At 39.7% G+C, this 19,751-nt stretch carries 34 protein-coding genes; 2 read left to right on the top strand and 32 right to left on the bottom strand.

Annotated features, from left to right (window positions below; translation table 11 throughout):
* Nucleotides 1-12 precede the first annotated feature (12 nt).
* Nucleotides 13-606, top strand: coding sequence for a VanZ family protein (locus M2M59_RS15510; protein ID WP_249775046.1), 594 nt, complete (start codon nucleotides 13-15; stop codon nucleotides 604-606).
* A gap of 184 nt (nucleotides 607-790) precedes the next feature.
* Entirely contained in the window at nucleotides 791-2,173 is a 1,383-nt protein-coding gene (locus tag M2M59_RS15515) for an SMI1/KNR4 family protein (protein ID WP_249775047.1), read from the top strand.
* Between the two features lie 217 nt (nucleotides 2,174-2,390).
* Here M2M59_RS15515 and M2M59_RS16555 read toward each other — a convergent pair whose 3' ends face one another.
* From M2M59_RS16555 to rplB, 32 genes are all read right to left on the bottom strand, one after another.
* Complete coding sequence (locus M2M59_RS16555; RefSeq protein ID WP_371923793.1) at nucleotides 2,391-2,576, bottom strand: CPCC family cysteine-rich protein; 186 nt, start codon at nucleotides 2,574-2,576, stop codon at nucleotides 2,391-2,393.
* Between the two features lie 140 nt (nucleotides 2,577-2,716).
* The gene (gene rpsI / locus M2M59_RS15520) at nucleotides 2,717-3,109 is read right to left on the bottom strand and encodes a 30S ribosomal protein S9 (protein WP_066790857.1); all 393 of its coding nucleotides are present in this window, start codon (nucleotides 3,107-3,109) and stop codon (nucleotides 2,717-2,719) included.
* Nucleotides 3,110-3,130: 21 nt separating this feature from the next.
* Complete coding sequence (rplM, locus tag M2M59_RS15525) at nucleotides 3,131-3,568, bottom strand: 50S ribosomal protein L13 (protein ID WP_066790859.1); 438 nt, start codon at nucleotides 3,566-3,568, stop codon at nucleotides 3,131-3,133.
* Between the two features lie 184 nt (nucleotides 3,569-3,752).
* A complete protein-coding gene (gene truA, locus M2M59_RS15530) occupies nucleotides 3,753-4,496 on the bottom strand; it encodes a tRNA pseudouridine(38-40) synthase TruA (RefSeq protein ID WP_147197392.1) in 744 nt (247 codons plus the stop codon).
* 20 nt (nucleotides 4,497-4,516) lie between these two features.
* Complete coding sequence (locus tag M2M59_RS15535) at nucleotides 4,517-5,320, bottom strand: energy-coupling factor transporter transmembrane component T family protein (protein ID WP_066790861.1); 804 nt, start codon at nucleotides 5,318-5,320, stop codon at nucleotides 4,517-4,519.
* A complete protein-coding gene (locus M2M59_RS15540) occupies nucleotides 5,317-6,189 on the bottom strand; it encodes an energy-coupling factor ABC transporter ATP-binding protein (RefSeq protein WP_147197394.1) in 873 nt (290 codons plus the stop codon). The genes M2M59_RS15535 and M2M59_RS15540 overlap by 4 nt, the downstream gene beginning before the upstream one ends.
* Entirely contained in the window at nucleotides 6,165-7,010 is an 846-nt protein-coding gene (locus M2M59_RS15545; RefSeq protein ID WP_249775048.1) for an energy-coupling factor ABC transporter ATP-binding protein, read from the bottom strand. The genes M2M59_RS15540 and M2M59_RS15545 overlap by 25 nt, the downstream gene beginning before the upstream one ends.
* Before the next feature lie 392 nt (nucleotides 7,011-7,402).
* Nucleotides 7,403-7,783, bottom strand: a complete 381-nt coding sequence (gene rplQ, locus M2M59_RS15550) for a 50S ribosomal protein L17 (protein WP_066790864.1) — start codon at nucleotides 7,781-7,783, stop codon at nucleotides 7,403-7,405.
* A gap of 51 nt (nucleotides 7,784-7,834) precedes the next feature.
* Complete coding sequence (locus M2M59_RS15555) at nucleotides 7,835-8,779, bottom strand: DNA-directed RNA polymerase subunit alpha (protein ID WP_066790865.1); 945 nt, start codon at nucleotides 8,777-8,779, stop codon at nucleotides 7,835-7,837.
* Between the two features lie 133 nt (nucleotides 8,780-8,912).
* The gene (rpsK, locus tag M2M59_RS15560) at nucleotides 8,913-9,302 is read right to left on the bottom strand and encodes a 30S ribosomal protein S11 (RefSeq protein WP_066790867.1); all 390 of its coding nucleotides are present in this window, start codon (nucleotides 9,300-9,302) and stop codon (nucleotides 8,913-8,915) included.
* Nucleotides 9,303-9,327: 25 nt separating this feature from the next.
* Complete coding sequence (gene rpsM, locus M2M59_RS15565; protein WP_066790872.1) at nucleotides 9,328-9,693, bottom strand: 30S ribosomal protein S13; 366 nt, start codon at nucleotides 9,691-9,693, stop codon at nucleotides 9,328-9,330.
* Nucleotides 9,694-9,716: 23 nt separating this feature from the next.
* On the bottom strand, nucleotides 9,717-9,830 hold the full coding sequence (gene rpmJ / locus M2M59_RS15570; RefSeq protein ID WP_000868344.1) for a 50S ribosomal protein L36: 114 nt from the start codon (nucleotides 9,828-9,830) through the stop codon (nucleotides 9,717-9,719).
* 37 nt (nucleotides 9,831-9,867) lie between these two features.
* A complete protein-coding gene (gene infA / locus M2M59_RS15575) occupies nucleotides 9,868-10,086 on the bottom strand; it encodes a translation initiation factor IF-1 (protein WP_038179110.1) in 219 nt (72 codons plus the stop codon).
* A gap of 410 nt (nucleotides 10,087-10,496) precedes the next feature.
* Nucleotides 10,497-11,150 carry an adenylate kinase gene (locus M2M59_RS15580; RefSeq protein ID WP_147197398.1) on the bottom strand — a complete coding sequence of 218 codons (654 nt, stop codon included), beginning with the start codon at nucleotides 11,148-11,150 and terminating at the stop codon, nucleotides 10,497-10,499.
* Nucleotides 11,151-11,214: 64 nt separating this feature from the next.
* The gene (gene secY / locus M2M59_RS15585) at nucleotides 11,215-12,501 is read right to left on the bottom strand and encodes a preprotein translocase subunit SecY (RefSeq protein WP_066790875.1); all 1,287 of its coding nucleotides are present in this window, start codon (nucleotides 12,499-12,501) and stop codon (nucleotides 11,215-11,217) included.
* Nucleotides 12,501-12,941, bottom strand: coding sequence for a 50S ribosomal protein L15 (gene rplO, locus M2M59_RS15590; protein WP_066790877.1), 441 nt, complete (start codon nucleotides 12,939-12,941; stop codon nucleotides 12,501-12,503). Before rplO ends, secY begins: the two co-directional genes overlap by 1 nt.
* A 32-nt stretch (nucleotides 12,942-12,973) precedes the next feature.
* Nucleotides 12,974-13,156, bottom strand: coding sequence for a 50S ribosomal protein L30 (gene rpmD, locus M2M59_RS15595; RefSeq protein ID WP_066790880.1), 183 nt, complete (start codon nucleotides 13,154-13,156; stop codon nucleotides 12,974-12,976).
* Nucleotides 13,157-13,170: 14 nt separating this feature from the next.
* Nucleotides 13,171-13,674 (bottom strand): 30S ribosomal protein S5, encoded by a 504-nt coding sequence (gene rpsE, locus M2M59_RS15600; protein WP_066790882.1) that lies wholly within the window; start codon nucleotides 13,672-13,674, stop codon nucleotides 13,171-13,173.
* Between the two features lie 21 nt (nucleotides 13,675-13,695).
* Nucleotides 13,696-14,055 carry a 50S ribosomal protein L18 gene (gene rplR, locus M2M59_RS15605; protein ID WP_147197400.1) on the bottom strand — a complete coding sequence of 120 codons (360 nt, stop codon included), beginning with the start codon at nucleotides 14,053-14,055 and terminating at the stop codon, nucleotides 13,696-13,698.
* 33 nt (nucleotides 14,056-14,088) lie between these two features.
* Nucleotides 14,089-14,628, bottom strand: coding sequence for a 50S ribosomal protein L6 (gene rplF, locus M2M59_RS15610; RefSeq protein WP_249775049.1), 540 nt, complete (start codon nucleotides 14,626-14,628; stop codon nucleotides 14,089-14,091).
* A 32-nt stretch (nucleotides 14,629-14,660) separates the two neighbouring features.
* Nucleotides 14,661-15,059 carry a 30S ribosomal protein S8 gene (gene rpsH / locus M2M59_RS15615; protein WP_066790894.1) on the bottom strand — a complete coding sequence of 133 codons (399 nt, stop codon included), beginning with the start codon at nucleotides 15,057-15,059 and terminating at the stop codon, nucleotides 14,661-14,663.
* Nucleotides 15,060-15,089: 30 nt separating this feature from the next.
* On the bottom strand, nucleotides 15,090-15,275 hold the full coding sequence (locus M2M59_RS15620) for a type Z 30S ribosomal protein S14 (RefSeq protein ID WP_147197404.1): 186 nt from the start codon (nucleotides 15,273-15,275) through the stop codon (nucleotides 15,090-15,092).
* A gap of 17 nt (nucleotides 15,276-15,292) precedes the next feature.
* On the bottom strand, nucleotides 15,293-15,832 hold the full coding sequence (gene rplE, locus M2M59_RS15625; protein WP_147197405.1) for a 50S ribosomal protein L5: 540 nt from the start codon (nucleotides 15,830-15,832) through the stop codon (nucleotides 15,293-15,295).
* A 27-nt stretch (nucleotides 15,833-15,859) separates the two neighbouring features.
* Nucleotides 15,860-16,171: a 50S ribosomal protein L24 gene (gene rplX / locus M2M59_RS15630; protein WP_147197407.1), complete on the bottom strand. Its 312-nt coding sequence runs from the start codon at nucleotides 16,169-16,171 to the stop codon at nucleotides 15,860-15,862.
* A gap of 35 nt (nucleotides 16,172-16,206) precedes the next feature.
* Entirely contained in the window at nucleotides 16,207-16,575 is a 369-nt protein-coding gene (gene rplN, locus M2M59_RS15635) for a 50S ribosomal protein L14 (protein ID WP_147197408.1), read from the bottom strand.
* A gap of 41 nt (nucleotides 16,576-16,616) precedes the next feature.
* Nucleotides 16,617-16,880, bottom strand: coding sequence for a 30S ribosomal protein S17 (rpsQ, locus tag M2M59_RS15640; protein ID WP_066790906.1), 264 nt, complete (start codon nucleotides 16,878-16,880; stop codon nucleotides 16,617-16,619).
* 20 nt (nucleotides 16,881-16,900) lie between these two features.
* Nucleotides 16,901-17,101: a 50S ribosomal protein L29 gene (rpmC, locus tag M2M59_RS15645; protein WP_066790908.1), complete on the bottom strand. Its 201-nt coding sequence runs from the start codon at nucleotides 17,099-17,101 to the stop codon at nucleotides 16,901-16,903.
* Nucleotides 17,091-17,525 carry a 50S ribosomal protein L16 gene (rplP, locus tag M2M59_RS15650; protein ID WP_147197410.1) on the bottom strand — a complete coding sequence of 145 codons (435 nt, stop codon included), beginning with the start codon at nucleotides 17,523-17,525 and terminating at the stop codon, nucleotides 17,091-17,093. The genes rpmC and rplP overlap by 11 nt, the downstream gene beginning before the upstream one ends.
* A gap of 1 nt (nucleotide 17,526) precedes the next feature.
* The gene (rpsC, locus tag M2M59_RS15655; RefSeq protein WP_147197412.1) at nucleotides 17,527-18,183 is read right to left on the bottom strand and encodes a 30S ribosomal protein S3; all 657 of its coding nucleotides are present in this window, start codon (nucleotides 18,181-18,183) and stop codon (nucleotides 17,527-17,529) included.
* Nucleotides 18,184-18,186: 3 nt separating this feature from the next.
* Nucleotides 18,187-18,531 carry a 50S ribosomal protein L22 gene (gene rplV / locus M2M59_RS15660; protein ID WP_066790918.1) on the bottom strand — a complete coding sequence of 115 codons (345 nt, stop codon included), beginning with the start codon at nucleotides 18,529-18,531 and terminating at the stop codon, nucleotides 18,187-18,189.
* 21 nt (nucleotides 18,532-18,552) lie between these two features.
* Complete coding sequence (rpsS, locus tag M2M59_RS15665) at nucleotides 18,553-18,834, bottom strand: 30S ribosomal protein S19 (RefSeq protein ID WP_066790923.1); 282 nt, start codon at nucleotides 18,832-18,834, stop codon at nucleotides 18,553-18,555.
* 60 nt (nucleotides 18,835-18,894) lie between these two features.
* Nucleotides 18,895-19,725, bottom strand: coding sequence for a 50S ribosomal protein L2 (gene rplB / locus M2M59_RS15670; protein WP_147197414.1), 831 nt, complete (start codon nucleotides 19,723-19,725; stop codon nucleotides 18,895-18,897).
* Between the last annotated feature and the right edge of the window lie 26 nt (nucleotides 19,726-19,751).

A 19,751-nucleotide genomic window follows, 5' to 3' on the forward strand; every position in this document is an offset into this window, starting at 1 on the left:
AAGAGAGCGATTGTGATTGAGTCGGTAACATCAAAAAAGATGATGAAGATTTTGTTATTTTTAATCAGTGTTATAGCAGGTGTCTTGCTATATGTAGGATTCTTTATGAATATCTTGCCTATGTTTTTTGCTAACATGGAGAATATTGAAAAGAACATCTTAGCAATTTTTATAATAACTTTCACTGTCTATGTATTATTGAGCATCATATTTAATCTGGACACTAAAACTGATAGATATATACTCCTGGCACTCTATCTACTGGTTTTAGTATTAGGCTTACTTCGCCCTGATCAGCAATATTCCGCGGAAATTGGATTATATGCCTGGAATCCGTTTGGATTTATTTCTGATATTAAAAGTGATAATTTTTCACTGATTGTTATGGTTATTAATCTCTTAATATTTTTACCAATGTACTTTTTATTAGCATACACAAACATATTAAAAACGTTTATGAAGAGATTAATTGCTTTTGAAGTGTTTGCAATTTTAATCGAATATTTACAAGCTCAATTAAAAGTCGGTATTTTCGACTTAGCCGATATATTTTTATATAACGTGAGTTTTCTTATCGGATATATACTTTGCTTACCAGTTTTTTAAGAAAGCGATTTAGGACAAACATTGAATGAGATATGGAATCGTGTAAACATTCTTTTTTGTACTTGTAATTTTGTGCTTAGGTTTAAGTATAATTGGAATGTTCAGCTGCAGCATTTACTATCATTTACGATGATATATAACCAGATACATATGAAATTATTTTATAAATTATTGGGAGGTAGAAATGGAACAAAAGTTAATTGATCAATTAAACGAGTGGCATGAATCAGATGAACATCAACGAATTATCGATTTCCTTTTAACAATTTCTGATGAAGAACAGGACTATGACTCAATCAGCCTTTTGGCCAGAGCCTATACCAATATGGGGCTTTACGAAGAAGCGCTCTATCACTTTGATAAAATTTCTGAGGCTGGCAAACAGGATTCTCTCTGGCATTATCGGGTAGGGTTTGCTTTATATTATTTAAAGCGTTATGAGGAATCGGCTCAAGCCTTTAGCAGAGCTGATCAACTAGACCCTGGAGATCAATATACAGAGTATTTTTTAACACGGAGCAACCAGAAAGCGGAGAAGCAGAAAAGAGAAAAACTTCGCCTTTCCAAAAAGAAAGCTTCCATGGCACGTTGCGAATCAGTCAATGGAAAAGTTCTTTTTTCGGATATGTTTTTAGCGGATTTCTGGGAGGACAGCGAGTATGCGAGAGAGTCTTATCAATCTGAGCTACCGACAGATGATTTAATTGATTCGATAGAGAAAGAGCTTGGATACAAACTTCCTTCTTCTTATATTGATTTGATGAAGCAACGGAATGGCGGTGTGCCGAACAACACCAACTTCCCAACAAAGGATCCCACTTCCTGGGCAGAAGATCATATTGCCATTACAGGAATCATGGGAATTGGCCGTAAGAAAAGCTATTCTTTGTGTGGAGACTTAGGTAGCCAATTTATGATTGATGAATGGGGATACCCTGACATTGGTGTTGTAATTTGTGATTGTCCTTCAGCCGGACATGATGTTGTTATGTTAGACTATCGAGCTTGCGGTATAGATGGTGAACCAGAAGTTGTTCATGTCGATCAAGAAGACGATTATGAAATTACCTTCCTTGCCGATAACTTTGAAGAGTTTATCAAAGGCCTTGTGAACGATGAAGAATATGATACTTCTGAGGAAGACAAAGAAGAAGATCTGGATAAAGTAGCACATGGCAAATTTTCTCCTCTGCTTGAGGAACTGTGCTCAAGGGTAATCGAAATAGACCAAGTTGAACAGAAAATCCGCACTATCTGTACACAGATTTGTGAAGAGAAAGGCAATTTTTCTTTTCAAGCTGATGAATTATCGTATCTCATGTATGATGCCCAATTCTGGTTGTATACGAAGTCCTATCCAGACACCAGTCGTGATCAATATGTGGCAGCCTACCCCAAAATAATCGCATTTGGCGGAGAATTTGGTCAAGGCGGTTATGCTCCCTCTTTCATTACAGATTGGCTGGATGTCCGCAAAAAAGAAGGACGGATTATACAGGACCACGGGATTATTCGGTTTACTGATTCATATTCAGAAGAAGTTATAAATAAGTTACAAGAAGCCTAAGTTGTGTATACCTCTATAATGAACGGAGCTCGCTTTAAAAGCGGGCTCTTCTCCTTGTAATCTCCTATCTAAAATTATATGTCTATACGTTTCCTCTCACTCAGCCTTGTTATAGATTTCATATCTGTTTGAGGTTACTGATTTAACTTCTTCTGAGCAAGCTCTATATGTAACAAAGTTTCTTCTACTTTCTGAGAACGTCCTTTGATCGGGCCTACTACACCTGCTTATTGTTACCATCATCCTCCCAGAAGCAGGCTGGACAAATACCATATTCCCCTCGCTGTACTAATGTCTCATAATTACAGCAAGAACAAGGTAGAAATCTTTCTGCGTGACCTTCAACCACAATATGACTCCCCACTATTCCTGATATGAGTTTAGATATATACTCGTTAGCCATTACATAGAAACTGCCTTCTGCTCCTACAAGTATAATTCATTATATCGGAAGTCCATCACATAGTTTGTTAATACTGCAAAAAAGTTTCAACAATAAAAAAGACCCCCAGCCAAATGACTGAGAGTCTTGAAACGCCAAAATTAACGTTTTGAGAATTGAGGTGCGCGACGAGCGCCTTTAAGACCGTATTTTTTACGTTCTTTCATACGTGGGTCACGAGTTAGTAAACCTGCTGATTTAAGTGCTGGACGGAAATCAGGGTCAACTGTTAGCAACGCACGAGCAATACCGTGGCGGATTGCGCCAGCTTGGCCAGTGAAACCACCGCCGTTTACGTTTACGTGAATATCGTAGCTACCTAGTGTTTCAGTTGCTACTAATGGTTGTTTAATTACTTCGCGTAGTGATGCGAATGGGACGTAGTTTTCAACGTCACGGTTGTTAATAACGATTTTGCCTTCGCCTGGTACTAAACGTACGCGGGCAATTGAGCTTTTACGACGGCCTGTGCCGATATATTGAACTTGTGCCAAGGTTGTATCCTCCTCTAATTATTATCCGCGAAGCTCGTAAGCTTCTGGTTTTTGTGCAGCGTGTGGGTGTTCAGAACCTGTGTATACGTGCAATTTGCCGAACATTTGACGACCTAAAGTGTTTTTAGGAAGCATGCCTTTAATTGCTAACTCAAGCATTTGAGTTGGGTATTTTTCTTTCATTTCACCAGCAGTACGTTGTTTCAAACCACCAGCAAATTGAGTGTGACGGTAGTAAATTTTGTCTCTTAATTTGTTACCAGTTAATTCGATTTTGTCTGCATTGATGATGATCACGTGATCACCTGTATCAACGTTTGGTGTATAGATTGCTTTATGTTTACCACGTAAAATAGCAGCTACTTCAGAAGCTAAACGACCAAGAGTTTGGCCTTCAGCGTCTACTACTAACCATTTACGTTCTACTTCGTGACCTTTAGCCATGAATGTTGTACGCATTTTAGTATCCTCCTACAATTCAAATGATTGTTCTATTGTCTGTTCCAATTGTTTTCTTTATCCTCAAAAGCTAAGATTCGGGGCTTATCTTGTGGGGTAATGAAAATACCATATGTCATCTTAACCCAAATAGAATTATAAGTCAAGCATTTCAAGAAAAACACCTGGTCATGTTGCTTTCGCTTTAATAGCTCACTTTTTCAAGGTACAAACCTTGTGCTGGCGCAGTTTTGCCGGCATTCCCTCTATTCATTGAAGCGATGATCTCAGGCAATTGTTCTGGATTTCTTTTTCCGGTCCCAACTTCCCATAAAGTACCTGCTATAATTCGTACCATATTGTACAAAAATCCATTCCCTTCAATCACCATGTGCAACTCATCCTGATGCCATTCAAATTCTAATAGAGTGACTGTACGCACTTTATCTTTTACACTCGTATTCGCTGCACAAAAGCAAGAAAAGTCATAGGTGCCAATAATGTGCTGAGCTGCTTCTATCATCTTTTTAATATCAGGCCTTACTCCATTAGTAGGCGTGACGTAAAATCGCCTAAAAGGGCTTTGTATGGCTTCACAGGACCATATGTAGCGATATCTCTTACTCACTACCTTATAGCGTGCATGAAAATCCTCAGGTACTTCTTCCATCTCTTTTATACGAACATCTGTCGGCAATTGGACATTTAGTGCTTTTCTATAACTATCAAGTGGAATATCCAATGATGTATCGAAGTGGATTACTTGCCCTGTCGCATGTACCTTGGCATCTGTTCTGCCGCTTGCCGTAACATTTACTTTGGTTCCTTTATGCATCTTTGTTAAGACTTTTTCTAGCTCTTCTTGTACTGTGCGCTGATTGGGCTGCACTTGATAACCAGAAAAGTTTGTACCGTCATAGGCAATGGTCGCTTTCAACCTTTTTTCCATCTGTCCATTCTCCTATATCTTTAACTGTATTTTCTCAAATAAATCAACACAGCACCCATTACAACAATTGATAGCACGGCAATTGTATCTCTAACGTGCCATTTCAATTGGCGGTAACGCGTTCTTCCCTCTCCGCCGCGATAACCGCGTACTTCCATAGCCGTAGCAAGGTCCTCAGCACGTTTAAAGGCACTGACGAACAATGGCACCAATAATGGGACAACAGCCTTTATACGCTCTTTAATTGGTCCTGATGTAAGGTCTGAGCCTCTTGCTGTTTGTGCTTTCATAATCTTATCTGTCTCGTCCATTAAAGTAGGGATGAAGCGTAGAGAAATGGACATCATCAATGCCAATTCATGAATCGGCAACTTTAATTTTTTCAATGGGTTTAATAACACTTCCATACCATCCGTAATGGATATAGGTGAAGTCGTCAGTGTTAAAACCGTCGTAACAAAAACAAGTACTAAAAAACGGACGGAAATGAAGATCCCTTGGCGGAGGCCTTCTTCATAAATCGTAATAAACTTCCAATGATAAAGTATATCCCCTTCTTTGGTGAAGAAAATATGCAAGAAGAAAGTGAACGCCATTAAAATCAAAATGGGCTTTAAACCATTGATCAAAAAATAAAGCTTAATTCTAGACAACAGAATAATTAGTATTGTAAAGATGAGCAACGCAGCATACGTAGCTGTGTTATTCGCGATAAAAACAATAAAGATAAAGGCAAATACAAATATAAGCTTTGCTCGTGGATCCAACCTATGGACAAAAGAGTCACCCGGGATGAAACGGCCAAATATAAGCTTATCCATCATGATTGATTCCGCCTTTCTTGAAGCCATTCAGAAATCATTGATGCAAACTCTTCCTCTGTAAGGCATAATTTTGGAAATGAGAAGCCTGCCTTTTGTTCTAGCTGCTTCTGAAAGTGAATAATCTGCGGAACTTCGAGACGGTAATTTGACAGTGTTTCGATATCGCTAAAGATTTCTCTTGGTGTCCCTGTTAAAACGCATCGCCCTTCATGCATAATAGCAATTTGGTCCGCATAGCGAGCGGCATCTTCCATACTGTGTGTGACAAGAATAGTGGTTAAATTGCGTTTTTGGTGTAGTTGATAAAATAAGTCCATAATTTCTTTACGCCCTCTAGGGTCAAGCCCTGCAGTCGGTTCGTCCAAGACAATGACATCAGGCTCCATTGCTAACACGCCAGCAATTGCCACACGGCGCATTTGTCCGCCAGATAAATCAAATGGCGACTTTTCTAGCACTGCTTCTGGCAAACCAACCAACTTGACCAAGTCACGAGCATTTTCCATAGCTTCTTCTTCAGGGACACCAAAATTCATCGGCCCAAAGATAATATCCTTTAGCACCGTCTCCTCGAATAATTGATGTTCTGGAAACTGAAAAACAATCCCTACCTTTTGGCGAATCGGCCGCAAATCTTTTTCTTTTTTGCCTGCCGTAATTACTTTATCACCAATCTGTATAGAACCCTCCGTAGGCTTTAATAAAGCATTGAGATGTTGAAGGATTGTTGATTTACCAGAACCAGTATGTCCAATAATCGCTTGATAGCTACCAGAAGCTATGGCTAAATCCACATCAAATAAAGCCCTTTTTTCAAACGGTGTGCCAGGGGCATAGGCAAAGCTTAATTTTTGAAGTTTGATATCCATAAATCATTCACCAACTCTTCTTCTGTCATAGGTTCGCCGCTAAGGTTAACACCGTTTATTTGCAAAAGCTTACCCAGCTTTAAAGCAAAAGGCAAATCAAGACCCAATTCCACTAATTGATCACCCATTGCAAAAATCTCAGACGGCGTTCCTTCTGCAAATTTCTTTCCGCCATTCATAAATAATAAGCGGTCTGCCATCATGGCTTCTTCTAAATCGTGCGTAATAGACAAAACTGTTAACCCTGTTTTCTCGCGTAGTTCTCGTACAATAGATAGCACCTCTTGTCTTCCTTGAGGGTCAAGCATAGACGTAGCTTCATCCAAAATAAGCATTCTTGGTTGCAACGCAAGAGCGCCCGCAATAGCTACACGCTGTTTTTGACCTCCAGATAGATGACTTGGTTCATGATTCAAAAAGCCATCCATATTCACCTGCTTTAAAGCTTCTCTAACACGCTTCACCATTTCATCATGTGGCACACCATTATTCTCTAATGCAAACGCAACATCATCTTGAACTGTTGCACCGACAAATTGGTTATCTGGATTTTGAAATACCATTCCAATTTGAGAGCGGCTATTCCACAAGTTATCCTCGTTTAGTGGTTCTCCAATTACTTCTACCGTTCCATTTTGAGGAAAAATTAATCCATTAATAAGACGGGCAATCGTAGACTTACCTGATCCATTGTGCCCTACAATGGCAATCCACTCGCCCTCTTGAACACTAAATGAGACATTTTCAATCGCATTCTTAATTGAACTGTCTTCAGGGGCATATGTAAACGTAACGTTGTTCAATGTTAGTATTTCTCGCATGTGCTTATACTCCTCTCGCTAAACTGTTCTTGGCTCTGCTCAACTCATTCTTAACTTACATTGTTTTATGTATGAATGCTAGTCAAACATTTTAAAGTGTAAAAAAATACGACTTTGTCCATTAAGGCAAAAGTCGATTCAGATATCCAGCTATTATAAATAAAAAAGCGCGCACCCCATTCAGAGAAATGCGCTTTGAGATCTCACGTAAAAAGGTTGCTCAGGCCTTTAACGGGAACGGGGTACGTAGAGCTAAACGAGACAGCATAAGGTGCTGCTCATCATAACACTCAGCTTTTAAATTTGTCGTATAAATCTTCTATTTGGAAAAAAGAGGGTGTAAGTCAGTTCAAAATATGATGAACAATTACACCCTCAATTAATCGTTATACTTAAACTAATTCAATTACAACGACTGGTGCACCATCACCGCGGCGTGGTCCAACTTTCATAATACGAGTATAACCGCCTTGACGGTCAGCGTAGCGAGGTGCTACATCATCAAACAATTTTTGAAGTGCAAAAACTGTTGATTCATTACCTTCAGCATCTGTTGAAGTAGCTACTTCACGACGGATAAATGCAGCAGCTTGACGGCGTGCGTGCAAATCACCGCGTTTACCTAAAGTAATCATTTTTTCAACTACTGATCGTAATTCTTTCGCACGAGTTTCTGTAGTTTCAATGCGTTCATTGATGATTAAGTCAGTTGCTAAATCACGCAGCATCGCTTTACGTTGAGAACTTGTACGTCCAAGTTTTCTGTAACCCATGGATATTTCCCTCCTTTATACACTTACTGATCTAAGTTATTTTATATACGCTTAGTCTTCTTCTCGTAATCCTAAACCAAGCTCTTCTAACTTGTATTTAACTTCTTCTAATGATTTACGTCCTAAGTTACGAACTTTCATCATATCGTCTTCAGACTTGTTAGCAAGTTCTAAGACAGTATTAATGCCAGCACGTTTTAGGCAGTTGTAAGAACGGACAGAAAGATCAAGTTCTTCAATCGTCATCTCTAAAACTTTTTCTTTTTGGTCTTCTTCTTTTTCAACCATGATTTCAGCAGTTTTTGCTTCATCCGTTAAACCAACGAAGATGTTTAAATGCTCGGTTAAAATCTTAGCTCCGAGCGAAATCGCCTCTTTTGGACCGATGCTGCCATCTGTCCACACATCAAGTGAAAGTTTGTCGTAATCAGATGATTGTCCAACACGAGTATTTTCAACTGTATAGTTGACGCGTGAAACTGGAGTGTAAATAGAGTCGATCGGGATCACGCCGATAGGAAGATCCTCACGTTTGTTTTGATCAGCTGAAGTATATCCACGTCCGCGTTGCGCATACATACGCATACGAAGATGGCCGTTAGTAGCAACCGTTGCAATGTATAGATCTGGGTTCAATACTTCTACATCACTGTCATGAGTAATATCAGCAGCAGTTACTGCTCCGTTACCTTTAAAATCAATTTCGATAACTTTTTCTTCATCGGAATAGATTTTCAAAGCTAGCTTTTTAATGTTCAAAATAATTGATGCAACATCTTCTACAACACCCTCAATAGTAGAGAATTCGTGAAGTACGCCGTCAATTTGGATTGAAGTTACAGCAGCTCCTGGTAAAGAAGACAGAAGGATACGACGTAGTGAATTACCCAAAGTAGTTCCATACCCACGTTCAAGTGGTTCTACAACAAATTTGCCGTATTTTAAATCATTGCTGATCTCAACGGTTTCAATCTTTGGTTTTTCAATTTCGATCATTCAATTTACCCTCCTTCAAAACATCGAATATATGGTATTATTTCCATCATAAAATCGAATGCTAACCAATCAAAATGATTATATTCTAATTGCGTATAAAAAGTGTACTCAATACGTTAGTGAGTTGCAACTATTATACACGACGACGTTTTGGTGGGCGGCAACCATTATGAGGAACTGGAGTTACGTCTTTAATTGCAGTCACATCTAAGCCAGCAGCTTGTAGTGCACGGATAGCAGCTTCACGACCAGCACCAGGACCTTTAACAGTTACTTCTAAAGTTTTTAAACCATGTTCGATAGACGTTTTAGCAGCAGTTTCAGCAGCCATTTGTGCAGCGAATGGTGTAGATTTACGTGAACCTCTAAATCCTAGTGCACCAGCTGAAGACCAAGAAACAGCATTACCTTGCATGTCAGTGATGGTTACAATTGTATTATTAAATGTAGAACGGATGTGTGCGATACCGGATTCGATATTCTTTTTCACACGACGTTTACGAGTTTGTTGTTTACGTGCCATGTTAAGAAGAAACCTCCTTTACCTATTATTTTTTCTTGTTAGCTACAGTTTTACGTGGACCTTTACGAGTACGAGCATTGTTTTTAGTATGTTGTCCTCGAACAGGCAAGCCACGACGATGACGGATACCTCGGTAAGAACCGATTTCCATTAATCGTTTAATGTTAAGAGAAGTTTCGCGACGTAAGTCACCTTCTACTTTGTATTTATCAATTTGTTCACGGATTTTGTTTAATTCGTCTTCAGTTAAATCGCGAACACGAGCATCTTCTGAAACACCAGCATCTGCAAGAACTTTCTTAGCAGTAGTGTTTCCGATACCAAAAATGTATGTTAATGAAATTACAACGCGTTTTTCGCGTGGAATATCAACACCAGCAATACGTGCCATGTATGATGTACACCTCCTTGGAATTATCCTTGTTTTTGTTTATGCTTAGGATTTTCGCAAATTACCATTACTTTACCGCGTCGGCGAATAACTTTACATTTTTCGCAGATCGGTTTCACAGATGGTCTCACTTTCATCTAACCTAACCTCCTTAGTGGTCCGGAGTGCAAAAGATTATTTAAAACGGTATGTGATACGACCGCGAGTTAAGTCATACGGAGATAGTTCAATTGTTACTTTATCTCCAGGCAGGATTCGAATAAAGTGCATACGAATTTTACCCGATACATGGGCAAGCACTGTATGACCATTTTCTAATTCTACCTTAAACATCGCGTTTGGCAAAGTTTCAACAACTGTGCCTTCGATTTCAATTACATCGTCTTTCGCCATCGACCCTGTCTCCCTTCTATATATATATGCAATTCAGATCTATGATCAAATTCTGCAGAATTTGTTGCAACAGTAGCCTGCTTGCTCAACATATGTTTAGACTATATGAGAGATGTTCGAAAGACGCTCATCAGGCTTCGCTTCTCGAACCAAGACTATGTGCCACAGGATGGCCCTGATACCCACACGTTCCCCGGCTACTTTAGATGAGATCCTGCATACCCGTTTACACAGATACTTTTCCACGAAACCCATTATACCACCCTAAATAAAGAATCCCAACTTATCTATTCTATTATTCATTGGCGTATAGACCGGGTACAATATGCTTTTGCAGCTCTCGAAAATATCATTCCGTCATGCTACCGCATACTCCCGCGGTTGCAGATATCTGCGCCCTCTGGCGGGTATTAGTTGCGGTTACCTTTTAAAAGAGCATCAACCTCAGCAAATACATCATTGATATCTTGCTGACCATTAATGTTAGTTAAAATATGTTTTTCTCGGTAAAAGTCAAGCAACGGTTGAGATTGCTTAATATTCACTTCAAGGCGATTGTTAACCGTTTCCGGATTATCATCTGCCCGTTGGTAAAGCTCTCCACCGTCTTTATCACATATTCCCGCCTCTTTTGGAGGGTTGAAAATAAGATGATAAGAGGATCCACATACTTTACAGATACGGCGGCCAGTCAATCGTTTGACTAAATCATCTTGTTCAACTTCGATGTTAATCACGTGTTCAACCTTTTTGCCTAGGTCAGCTAAAATTTGATCTAAAGCTTCAGCTTGTGCTGTTGTACGTGGGAATCCATCAAGTAGAAATCCTTTGTCACAATCAGCTTCGCTTAGGCGTTCTCGAACAATGCCAATTGTCACTTCATCAGGAACTAATGCTCCTTGATCCATGAATGACTTTGCTTGCAACCCTAATTCTGTACCGTTTTGAATAGCGGCACGGAACATATCACCTGTAGAAATATGAGGGATACCGTATTTCTCAACAATTTTATCTGCTTGCGTACCTTTTCCGGCACCTGGCAAACCCATTAAAACAATATTCATACGGAGTCACCTCCATTATTAGTATGAAGGTTTTTAGGAACGTGGCCGTTCCAAAAAACCAACCTTATTTCATAAAACCTTTGTAGTGGCGTTTAACAAGTTGTGATTCTAATTGTTTCATCGTTTCAAGAGCAACACTTACTATAATTAGTAAACTAGTGCCACCAATTTGAGCAGATGAAGGTAGATTCGCAATATTGATAAACAAGATTGGTAGAACAGAAATCACTGATAAGAAAATCGCACCTACAAATGTTAAACGGTATAGAACAGCTGTTAGATAATCCTGCGTGCTTTTTCCTGGGCGAATGCCAGGGATATAGGCACCTTGTTTCTTAAGATTATCAGCAACCTTTTCAGGATTTACTTGAACAAACGCATAGAAATATGTGAAAGCGACAATTAGCGCTACATATATGATCATCCCAATAGGTTGAGAGTAATCAAACGTTTTTTCAATAAATCTTGTTACACTTGTATCTCCAAAGAAAGTAGCAATGGTTCTAGGCGTTACAAGGAATGCAACTGCAAAGATAATTGGAATAACTCCGGCAGAGTTAACTTTCAATGGTAAGTGTGATTGTTGAGCTCCACGTTGCGCCCCAGTACCTTTAGCATATTGAATAGGGATTTTACGATTCGCTTGTTGAACGTAAGTAACCCCGACAACAATTGCCAATGCAGCAAGAGCAATCAACACCAGCGTAATAATGTTGATGAACAATTGATCACCAGCATTTTCAAACTGTTGAGCATAAATTTGGTTCACTGTATTTGGTAATGCAGCAACGATCCCAGCGAAGATGATAATGGAAATACCATTTCCCACACCTTTTTCTGTAATCTGTTCGCCTAGCCATAATAAGAATGCAGTTCCAGCAGTTAACACGATTGCAATTGTAATGTAAGTCATTACTCCTTCTTCTCTAATCAATGAACCGCCGTACATACGGTTAAAACCGTAAGACATAGCGATTGATTGAATGAAAGCAAGGACAATTGCGAAATATCGTGTGAATTGAGAAATCTTCTTGCGTCCCACTTCACCTTGTTTTGACCACTCGGTAAACTTTTTCACTACATCCATTTGCAACAGTTGAACAATAATTGATGCTGTAATGTAAGGCATTATCCCCATAGCGAATATAGAGAAGTTCTTAAGAGCTCCACCGCCAAAAGTATTTAGGAAACCGACTAGGTTATACTGGTCAGTTTGCTGTAATACTGCAGCGTCGACATTCGGAACAGGAATAAATGAACCTATGCGGAATACTATCAACATCAAAAGGGTGAAAATGATTTTATTTCTAATATCTCTGACGCGCATAAAGTTAGAGATTGTTCGAAACATTAGATCACCTCAATGTTTCCGCCGACATTTTCAATTGCTTGTTGTGCAGATGCAGAGAATTTATGAGCTTTTACAGTAAGCTTTTTGTTAAGAGTTCCATTACCTAGAACTTTAATGCCAGCTTTCTCTTTGCTCACAACGCCAGTTTCAACAAGTAAAGCTGGTGTAACTTCTGTGCCTTCTTCAAAACGGTTTAACGCATCAAGATTTACGATTGCGTATTCTTTGCGGTTAATGTTAGTGAAACCACGTTTTGGCAAACGACGGAAGATCGGGTTTTGACCACCTTCAAATCCAGGGCGTACACCGCCGCCTGAACGTGAATTTTGACCTTTTTGACCTCTACCAGAAGTTTTACCGTTACCAGTCGCGATACCACGACCAACACGATTGCGTTCTTTACGTGATCCAATAGATGGTTCTAACTCATGAAGTTTCATTAGATGGCACCTCCTTGTTATAGAATTTAAAATTATTTTTCAGTAACTGTTACTAAGTGAGCGACTTTAGTGATCGCACCACGGATAGCAACGTTATCGTTATGTTCAACAGTTTGGTTCATTTTACGTAAACCAAGTGCTTCAATTGTTTTGCGTTGTGCAGGTTTAGTACCGATTAAACTTTTAGTGAGGGTAATTTCTAGTTTATTTGACATGTCATTTCCCTCCCTTAACCTAATAATTCTTCTACTGATTTACCGCGAAGTTTTGCAACTTCTTCAGCTTGTTTTAATTCAGATAAACCTTTAATAGTCGCACGCACCATATTGATTGGTGTGTTTGAACCTAAAGATTTTGAAAGAATATCAGTAATACCAGCAAGTTCAAGTACGGCACGTACCGGACCACCAGCGATAACTCCTGTACCAGGAGCAGCAGGTTTAATCATGATGTTACCTGCACCGAATTTACCCATCACTAAGTGAGGAGTAGTACCACCAACACGTGGAACTTCGATTAGGTTTTTCTTCGCATCTTCAACAGCTTTGCGAATAGCATCAGGTACTTCTTGAGCTTTACCTGTACCAAAACCAACATGGCCATTACGATCTCCAACAACAACTAATGCAGTGAAGCGGAAACGACGTCCACCTTTTACAACTTTAGCAACGCGGTTAATCGTAACTACGCGTTCTTCAAGTTCTAGATTGTTTGCGTCAAAATTAAGACCCATGAAAAGTGTACCTCCTTCTTATTAAAATTCTAACCCGTTTTCGCGTGCAGCTTCAGCTAAAGCTTTAACACGTCCATGATATAAGTAACCGCCACGGTCAAATACAACAGCTTTGATATCTTTCGCAGCAGCACGTTTAGCGATTGTTTCACCAATTTTCGCAGCAGCTTCCACGTTGCTTGCAGTGCCTTCGAACTCTTTATCCATAGTTGAAGCTGAAGCAAGTGTTACGCCTTGAGTATCGTCAATGATTTGTGCGTAAATGTGTTTATTAGAACGGTACACGTTTAAACGAGGACGTTGTGTAGTACCGGTAATTTTTGAACGTACACGAGCATGACGTTTTTTACGAACTTGATTTTTATCTTGTTTCGTAATCACAAAGGGTCACTCCTTTCTAATGCTTAGGCAGCATTATTTACCTGTTTTACCTTCTTTACGACGAACATATTCGCCTTCATAACGAATCCCTTTACCTTTGTAAGGTTCTGGTGGGCGTACGTCACGGATGTTTGAAGCAAGAGCTCCAACTTTCTCTTTAGAAATACCTTTTACGATTACTTTCGTATTAGAAGGTACTTCAACTTCGATACCATCTTCTGGTGTGAATTCAACTGGATGTGAGTAACCTACGTTAAGTACAAGTTTTTTACCTTGTAGTTGCGCACGGTAACCGACACCAACTAATTCTAAAGTTTTAGAGAAACCTTCAGAAACACCTGTAACCATGTTTGCAAGCAAAGCACGAGTTGTACCATGGTTTGTGCGGTGTTCTTTAGATTCAGAAGGACGAGTTAAAGTAATCACGTTGCCTTCTTGTTCGATTTTAATATCTTTGTTAAAAGCACGAACTAATTCGCCTTTTGGGCCTTTAACAGTTGCTACGTTATCAGCATCAACTGATACAGTAACACCTGCAGGCACCTCGATTGGCTTTTTACCTATACGAGACATTTAATGTTGCACCTCCATTCATTTGTTGCTAATTACCAAACGTATGCTAGAACTTCGCCGCCAACTTTTTTAGCGCGAGCTTCTTTGTCTGTTAACAAACCTTGTGAAGTTGATACTAAAGCGATACCTAGACCGTTCAACACTTTAGGCACTTCATCAGTTTTAGCGTAAACACGTAAACCTGGTTTTGAAATACGTTTTAGACCAGTGATAACGCGTTCGTTATTTTGGCCGTATTTCAAGAAGATACGGATAATACCTTGTTTATCATCTTCAACATATTCAACGTCACGAACAAAACCTTCACGCTTAAGGATTTCAGCGATTTCTTTTTTGATATTAGAAGCCGGAAGCTCTAATTTTTCGTGACGGACCATGTTAGCATTACGGATGCGTGTAAGCATATCTGCAATTGGATCTGTCATAGTCATTACAATTTACCTCCTTCCCAAATTAGGGGATTACCAGCTGGCTTTTTTAACGCCAGGAATTTGTCCCTTGTATGCAAGTTCACGGAAACAAATACGGCAAAGTTTGAATTTGCGGTATACAGAGTGTGGACGGCCACAGCGTTCACAGCGAGTGTATTCTTGAACTTTATACTTCGCACCACGTTGTTGTTTAACGATCATTGATTTTTTAGCCACGTTCTCGCCTCCCTATATTATTTTTGGAATGGCATACCGAATTGAGTTAACAACTCGCGAGCTTCTTCATCAGAGTTCGCAGTAGTAACAATCACGATATCCATACCGCGTACTTTTGATACTTTATCATAGTCAATTTCAGGGAAGATTAATTGTTCTTTCACACCAAGAGTATAGTTACCGCGACCATCGAATGCTTTTTTAGAAACACCGCGGAAGTCACGTACACGTGGTAAAGAAATTGAAATTAATTTATCCAAGAAGTCATACATACGTTCACCACGTAGTGTAACTTTCGCACCGATTGGCATACCTTCACGAAGACGGAAGCCGGCGATAGATTTTTTAGCTTTAGTCACAACTGGTTTTTGACCAGTGATTAAAGTTAATTCTTCAACAGCAGAGTCAAGTACTTTAGAGTTTTGAACAGCGTCACCAACACCCATGTTGATTACGATTTTTTCAACTTTCGGTACTTGCATTGTTGAAGTGTATTCGAATTTGCTCATTAGAGCTGGAGAAACTTCGTTAACAAATTTTTCTTTTAGGCGGTTCATGTTTGTACCTCCCTTCTCTGTTTAAACTTATTTATCGATTACTGCACCTGATTTTTTTGCTATACGAACTTTTTTGCCATCTTCAACTTTATAACCTACGCGAGTCGGCTCGCCAGATTTAGGATCGATTAGCATTACGTTCGAAACGTGAATTGCTGCCTCTTGGCTGACAATTCCACCTTGTGGATTAAGTTGGTTAGGTTTTACGTGTTTTTTAACGATGTTAACACCTTCAACTAACACGCGATCTTTTTTAGGGAAAGCAGCAAGAATAACACCTGATTTACCTTTATCTTTACCTGTAATAACCATTACTTTGTCGCCTTTTTTAACATGCATTCTGTCGCACCTCCTTGATTGGCACTTTCATGTAATTAAAGAACTTCCGGAGCTAATGAAACAATTTTCATGAAGCTATTGTCACGTAATTCACGTGCAACAGGTCCGAAAATACGTGTACCGCGTGGTGATTTATCATCACGAATGATTACACATGCGTTTTCATCGAATTTGATGTAAGTACCGTCTTTACGACGAACGCCGCTTTTCGTACGAACGATAACAGCTTTAACAACTTCACCCTTCTTGACAACGCCACCTGGTGTTGCTTTCTTCACCGTACAAACAATAACATCTCCGATGTTAGCAGTTTTACGACCAGAACCACCAAGTACTTTAATAGCTAATACTTCTTTTGCACCTGAGTTGTCGGCAACTTTCAAACGACTTTCTTGTTGGATCACTTAGGTTACCTCCCTTCGGACTTGTCTTATTCCGAAATTTATTAGATAATAACCGCTTTTTCTACAACTTCAACTAAACGGAAACGTTTAGTAGCTGATAGCGGACGAGTTTCCATAATGCGTACGATATCTCCAACTTTAGCTGTGTTGTTTTCATCATGCGCTTTGAACTTTTTAGAGTATTTTACACGTTTGCCATAAAGCGTGTGCTTTTTGTATGTTTCAACTAAAACAGTAATAGTTTTATCCATTTTATCCGAAACGACGCGGCCTGTGTAAACTTTGCGTTGGTTACGCTCAGTCATGCTTGCAAACCTCCTCATTATCAGTTATTTGCACTGATTTCTCTTTCACGAATCACAGTTTTCATACGCGCAATCGCTTTACGTACTTCACGAATGCGAGCTGTGTTTTCTAATTGACCAGTCGCCAATTGGAAGCGAAGGTTGAAAAGCTCTTCTTTCAGTGATTTTACTTTTACTTCGATCTCTGCAGTTGTAAGTTCACGGATTTCATTAGCTTTCATTAGATTCACCACCAATTTCTTCACGTTTAACAAACTTGCATTTAACAGGTAACTTATGACTTGCTAAACGAAGTGCTTCACGAGCGATTTCTTCAGAAACCCCACCGATTTCAAACATAATTCTGCCGGGTTTTACTACTGCTACCCAACCTTCAGGAGCACCTTTCCCTGAACCCATACGTACTTCAAGAGGCTTTTTAGTGTATGGTTTGTGAGGGAATATTTTAATCCAAACTTTACCGCCACGTTTTGTATAACGAGTCATAGCAATACGAGCAGCTTCAATTTGACGGTTTGTAATCCAGCTAGCTTCTAGTGATTGTAAACCATATTCACCGAAAACAACTTCTGTACCACCTTTTGCTTGACCGCGCATTTTGCCACGGTGTACACGACGGTATTTAACGCGTTTTGGCAATAACATATTATTTGCCTCCTTCCTCAGAGTTCTTCTTAACTGGAAGGACTTCACCACGGTAGATCCATACTTTAACACCTAGTTTACCATAAGTAGTGTCAGCTTCTGCATGAGCATAATCAATGTCAGCGCGAAGTGTATGAAGTGGAACAGTACCTTCACTATAATGTTCTGCACGAGCGATATCAGCGCCACCTAGACGACCAGATACTTGAGTTTTGATACCTTGAGCACCTGAACGGATTGTACGTTGAATTGCTTGTTTTTGTGCACGACGGAATGATACACGGTTTTCTAATTGACGAGCGATATTTTCAGCTACAAGTTTAGCATCAAGATCAGCGCGTTTGATTTCAACGATGTTGATGTGTACACGTTTGCCAGTCATTTCGTTAAGGTGTTTACGAAGTGCTTCCACTTCAGTACCGCCCTTACCGATAACCATACCTGGTTTCGCAGTGCTAATTGTAATGTTGATTTTGTTAGCAGCACGTTCGATTTCAACTTTAGAAACCGATGCTTCTTTTAAAGTTTTTTCGATATATTTACGAACTTTGATGTCTTCGTGTAGTAATGTAGCATAGTCTTTTTCAGCGTACCATCTAGATTCCCAATCACGAATGACACCAACACGTAATCCTATTGGATGTACTTTTTGACCCACGTATTATCCCTCCTTCTTCTCAGATACCACGATTGTGATGTGGCTTGTACGTTTGTTAATTGCACTTGCACGACCTTGTGCACGTGGACGGAAACGTTTCAATGTAGGACCTTCATCTACAAATACTTTAGAGATCACTAAATTGTTAACGTCTAAGTCATAATTATGTTCAGCGTTTGCAACTGCAGATTTTAACACTTTTTCTACTACCGGAGATGCTGCTTTTGGAGTATGGCGTAAAATTGCAACGGCTTCGCCAACTTGCTTGCCTCGGATTAAATCAACTACTAAGCGGACTTTACGAGGAGCAATTCGAACTGTGCGAGCAATAGCTTTAGCTTCTTGCATCAGGATTAACCTCCCCTCAAATTAGCGTACTGAAGTTTTCTTATCATCTGCACCGTGTCCTTTATAAGTACGAGTTGGTGCGAATTCGCCTAGCTTATGACCTACCATATCTTCAGTCACGTATACTGGCACGTGTTTACGTCCATCATATACAGCGATTGTAGAACCGATGAAGTTCGGGAAGATTGTAGAACGGCGAGACCAAGTTTTAATAACTTGTTTTTTTTCTGAATCTTGTTGAGCTTCCACTTTTTTCATTAAGTGTTCATCAACAAAAGGTCCTTTTTTCAAGCTACGACCCATTTTGGAACCTCCCTCCGTGATTCCACCACGGCTCTATCATTGAACCGTAGTCTAATCACATTATTTTTTACGACGACGAATGATAAGTTTGTCGGAGTTGTTTTTCTTTTTACGAGTTTTGTAACCAAGTGCAGGTTTACCCCATGGAGTCATTGGAGACTTACGACCGATTGGAGATTTACCTTCACCACCACCGTGTGGGTGATCATTAGGGTTCATTACAGAACCACGTACAGTAGGACGTTTACCCATCCAACGAGTACGGCCTGCTTTACCAATGTTGATAAGCTCGTGTTGTTCATTGCCAACTTCGCCGATTGTAGCACGGCAAGCAGCTAGGATCATACGAACTTCGCCAGATTGAAGACGAATGATTACGTATTTACCTTCTTTACCAAGGATTTGAGCAGATGTACCAGCAGAACGTACTAGTTGTCCACCTTTACCTGGTTTCATTTCGATGTTGTGAATTGTTGTACCCATTGGGATATTTGATAATGGTAGGGCGTTACCTACTTTAATATCAACATCAGGACCAGATACAATTGTCATTCCAACTACTAGACCTTTAGGTGCTAGGATATAACGTTTTTCACCATCAGCATAGTTAATTAATGCGATGTTTGCAGATCGGTTTGGATCATACTCGATAGTAGCAACGCGTCCTGGAATGCCATCTTTTGTACGTTTGAAATCGATGACACGGTATTGACGTTTGTGGCCACCACCATTATGACGAACAGTGATTTTACCTTGGTTGTTACGACCAGCTTTGCGTTTAGTAGATTCTAACAATGATTTTTCTGGTTTGTTAGTTGTAATCTCAGCAAAGTCAGATGATGTCATGTTACGACGACCATTTGAGGTAGGCTTATACTTTTTAATCGCCATTTGTGTTCCCTCCTTCTTTAATGTTC

The organism is Rummeliibacillus sp. G93 (assembly GCF_023515935.1).
Lineage (GTDB): Bacteria > Bacillota > Bacilli > Bacillales_A > Planococcaceae > Rummeliibacillus > Rummeliibacillus stabekisii.

Coding starts and splice junctions, on each gene's coding strand:
- secY (WP_066790875.1), bottom strand. CDS start 12,501: ATGTTTCGAACAATCTCTAACTTTATGCGCGTCAGAGATATTAGAAAT.
- M2M59_RS15555 (WP_066790865.1), bottom strand. CDS start 8,779: ATGATCGAAATTGAAAAACCAAAGATTGAAACCGTTGAGATCAGCAAT.
- rpsE (WP_066790882.1), bottom strand. CDS start 13,674: ATGGGTCTTAATTTTGACGCAAACAATCTAGAACTTGAAGAACGCGTA.
- truA (WP_147197392.1), bottom strand. CDS start 4,496: ATGGAAAAAAGGTTGAAAGCGACCATTGCCTATGACGGTACAAACTTT.
- rpsM (WP_066790872.1), bottom strand. CDS start 9,693: ATGGCACGTATTGCTGGTGTTGATATTCCACGCGAAAAACGCGTTGTA.
- rpsK (WP_066790867.1), bottom strand. CDS start 9,302: ATGGCACGTAAACAACAAACTCGTAAACGTCGTGTGAAAAAGAATATC.
- rpsS (WP_066790923.1), bottom strand. CDS start 18,834: ATGGGTCGTAGCTTGAAAAAAGGACCTTTTGTTGATGAACACTTAATG.
- M2M59_RS15540 (WP_147197394.1), bottom strand. CDS start 6,189: ATGGATATCAAACTTCAAAAATTAAGCTTTGCCTATGCCCCTGGCACA.
- rplX (WP_147197407.1), bottom strand. CDS start 16,171: ATGCATGTTAAAAAAGGCGACAAAGTAATGGTTATTACAGGTAAAGAT.
- M2M59_RS15515 (WP_249775047.1), top strand. CDS start 791: ATGGAACAAAAGTTAATTGATCAATTAAACGAGTGGCATGAATCAGAT.
- rplB (WP_147197414.1), bottom strand. CDS start 19,725: ATGGCGATTAAAAAGTATAAGCCTACCTCAAATGGTCGTCGTAACATG.
- M2M59_RS15580 (WP_147197398.1), bottom strand. CDS start 11,150: ATGAATATTGTTTTAATGGGTTTGCCAGGTGCCGGAAAAGGTACGCAA.
- infA (WP_038179110.1), bottom strand. CDS start 10,086: ATGGCGAAAGACGATGTAATTGAAATCGAAGGCACAGTTGTTGAAACT.
- rplV (WP_066790918.1), bottom strand. CDS start 18,531: ATGCAAGAAGCTAAAGCTATTGCTCGCACAGTTCGAATTGCTCCTCGT.
- M2M59_RS16555 (WP_371923793.1), bottom strand. CDS start 2,576: ATGGCTAACGAGTATATATCTAAACTCATATCAGGAATAGTGGGGAGT.
- rpmJ (WP_000868344.1), bottom strand. CDS start 9,830: ATGAAAGTGAGACCATCTGTGAAACCGATCTGCGAAAAATGTAAAGTT.
- rpsQ (WP_066790906.1), bottom strand. CDS start 16,880: ATGACTGAGCGTAACCAACGCAAAGTTTACACAGGCCGCGTCGTTTCG.
- rpsH (WP_066790894.1), bottom strand. CDS start 15,059: ATGACTATGACAGATCCAATTGCAGATATGCTTACACGCATCCGTAAT.
- rplM (WP_066790859.1), bottom strand. CDS start 3,568: ATGCGTACAACATTCATGGCTAAAGGTCACGAAGTAGAACGTAAATGG.
- rplQ (WP_066790864.1), bottom strand. CDS start 7,783: ATGGGTTACAGAAAACTTGGACGTACAAGTTCTCAACGTAAAGCGATG.
- rpmC (WP_066790908.1), bottom strand. CDS start 17,101: ATGAAAGCTAATGAAATCCGTGAACTTACAACTGCAGAGATCGAAGTA.
- rplF (WP_249775049.1), bottom strand. CDS start 14,628: ATGTCTCGTATAGGTAAAAAGCCAATCGAGGTGCCTGCAGGTGTTACT.
- rpmD (WP_066790880.1), bottom strand. CDS start 13,156: ATGTCAAATAAACTAGAAATTACCCTCACTAAAAGTTTAATCGGTACT.
- M2M59_RS15535 (WP_066790861.1), bottom strand. CDS start 5,320: ATGATGGATAAGCTTATATTTGGCCGTTTCATCCCGGGTGACTCTTTT.
- M2M59_RS15545 (WP_249775048.1), bottom strand. CDS start 7,010: ATGCGAGAAATACTAACATTGAACAACGTTACGTTTACATATGCCCCT.
- rplE (WP_147197405.1), bottom strand. CDS start 15,832: ATGAACCGCCTAAAAGAAAAATTTGTTAACGAAGTTTCTCCAGCTCTA.
- rplP (WP_147197410.1), bottom strand. CDS start 17,525: ATGTTATTGCCAAAACGCGTTAAATACCGTCGTGTACACCGTGGCAAA.
- rplO (WP_066790877.1), bottom strand. CDS start 12,941: ATGAAACTTCATGAGTTAGAACCATCTATTGGATCACGTAAAGAACGC.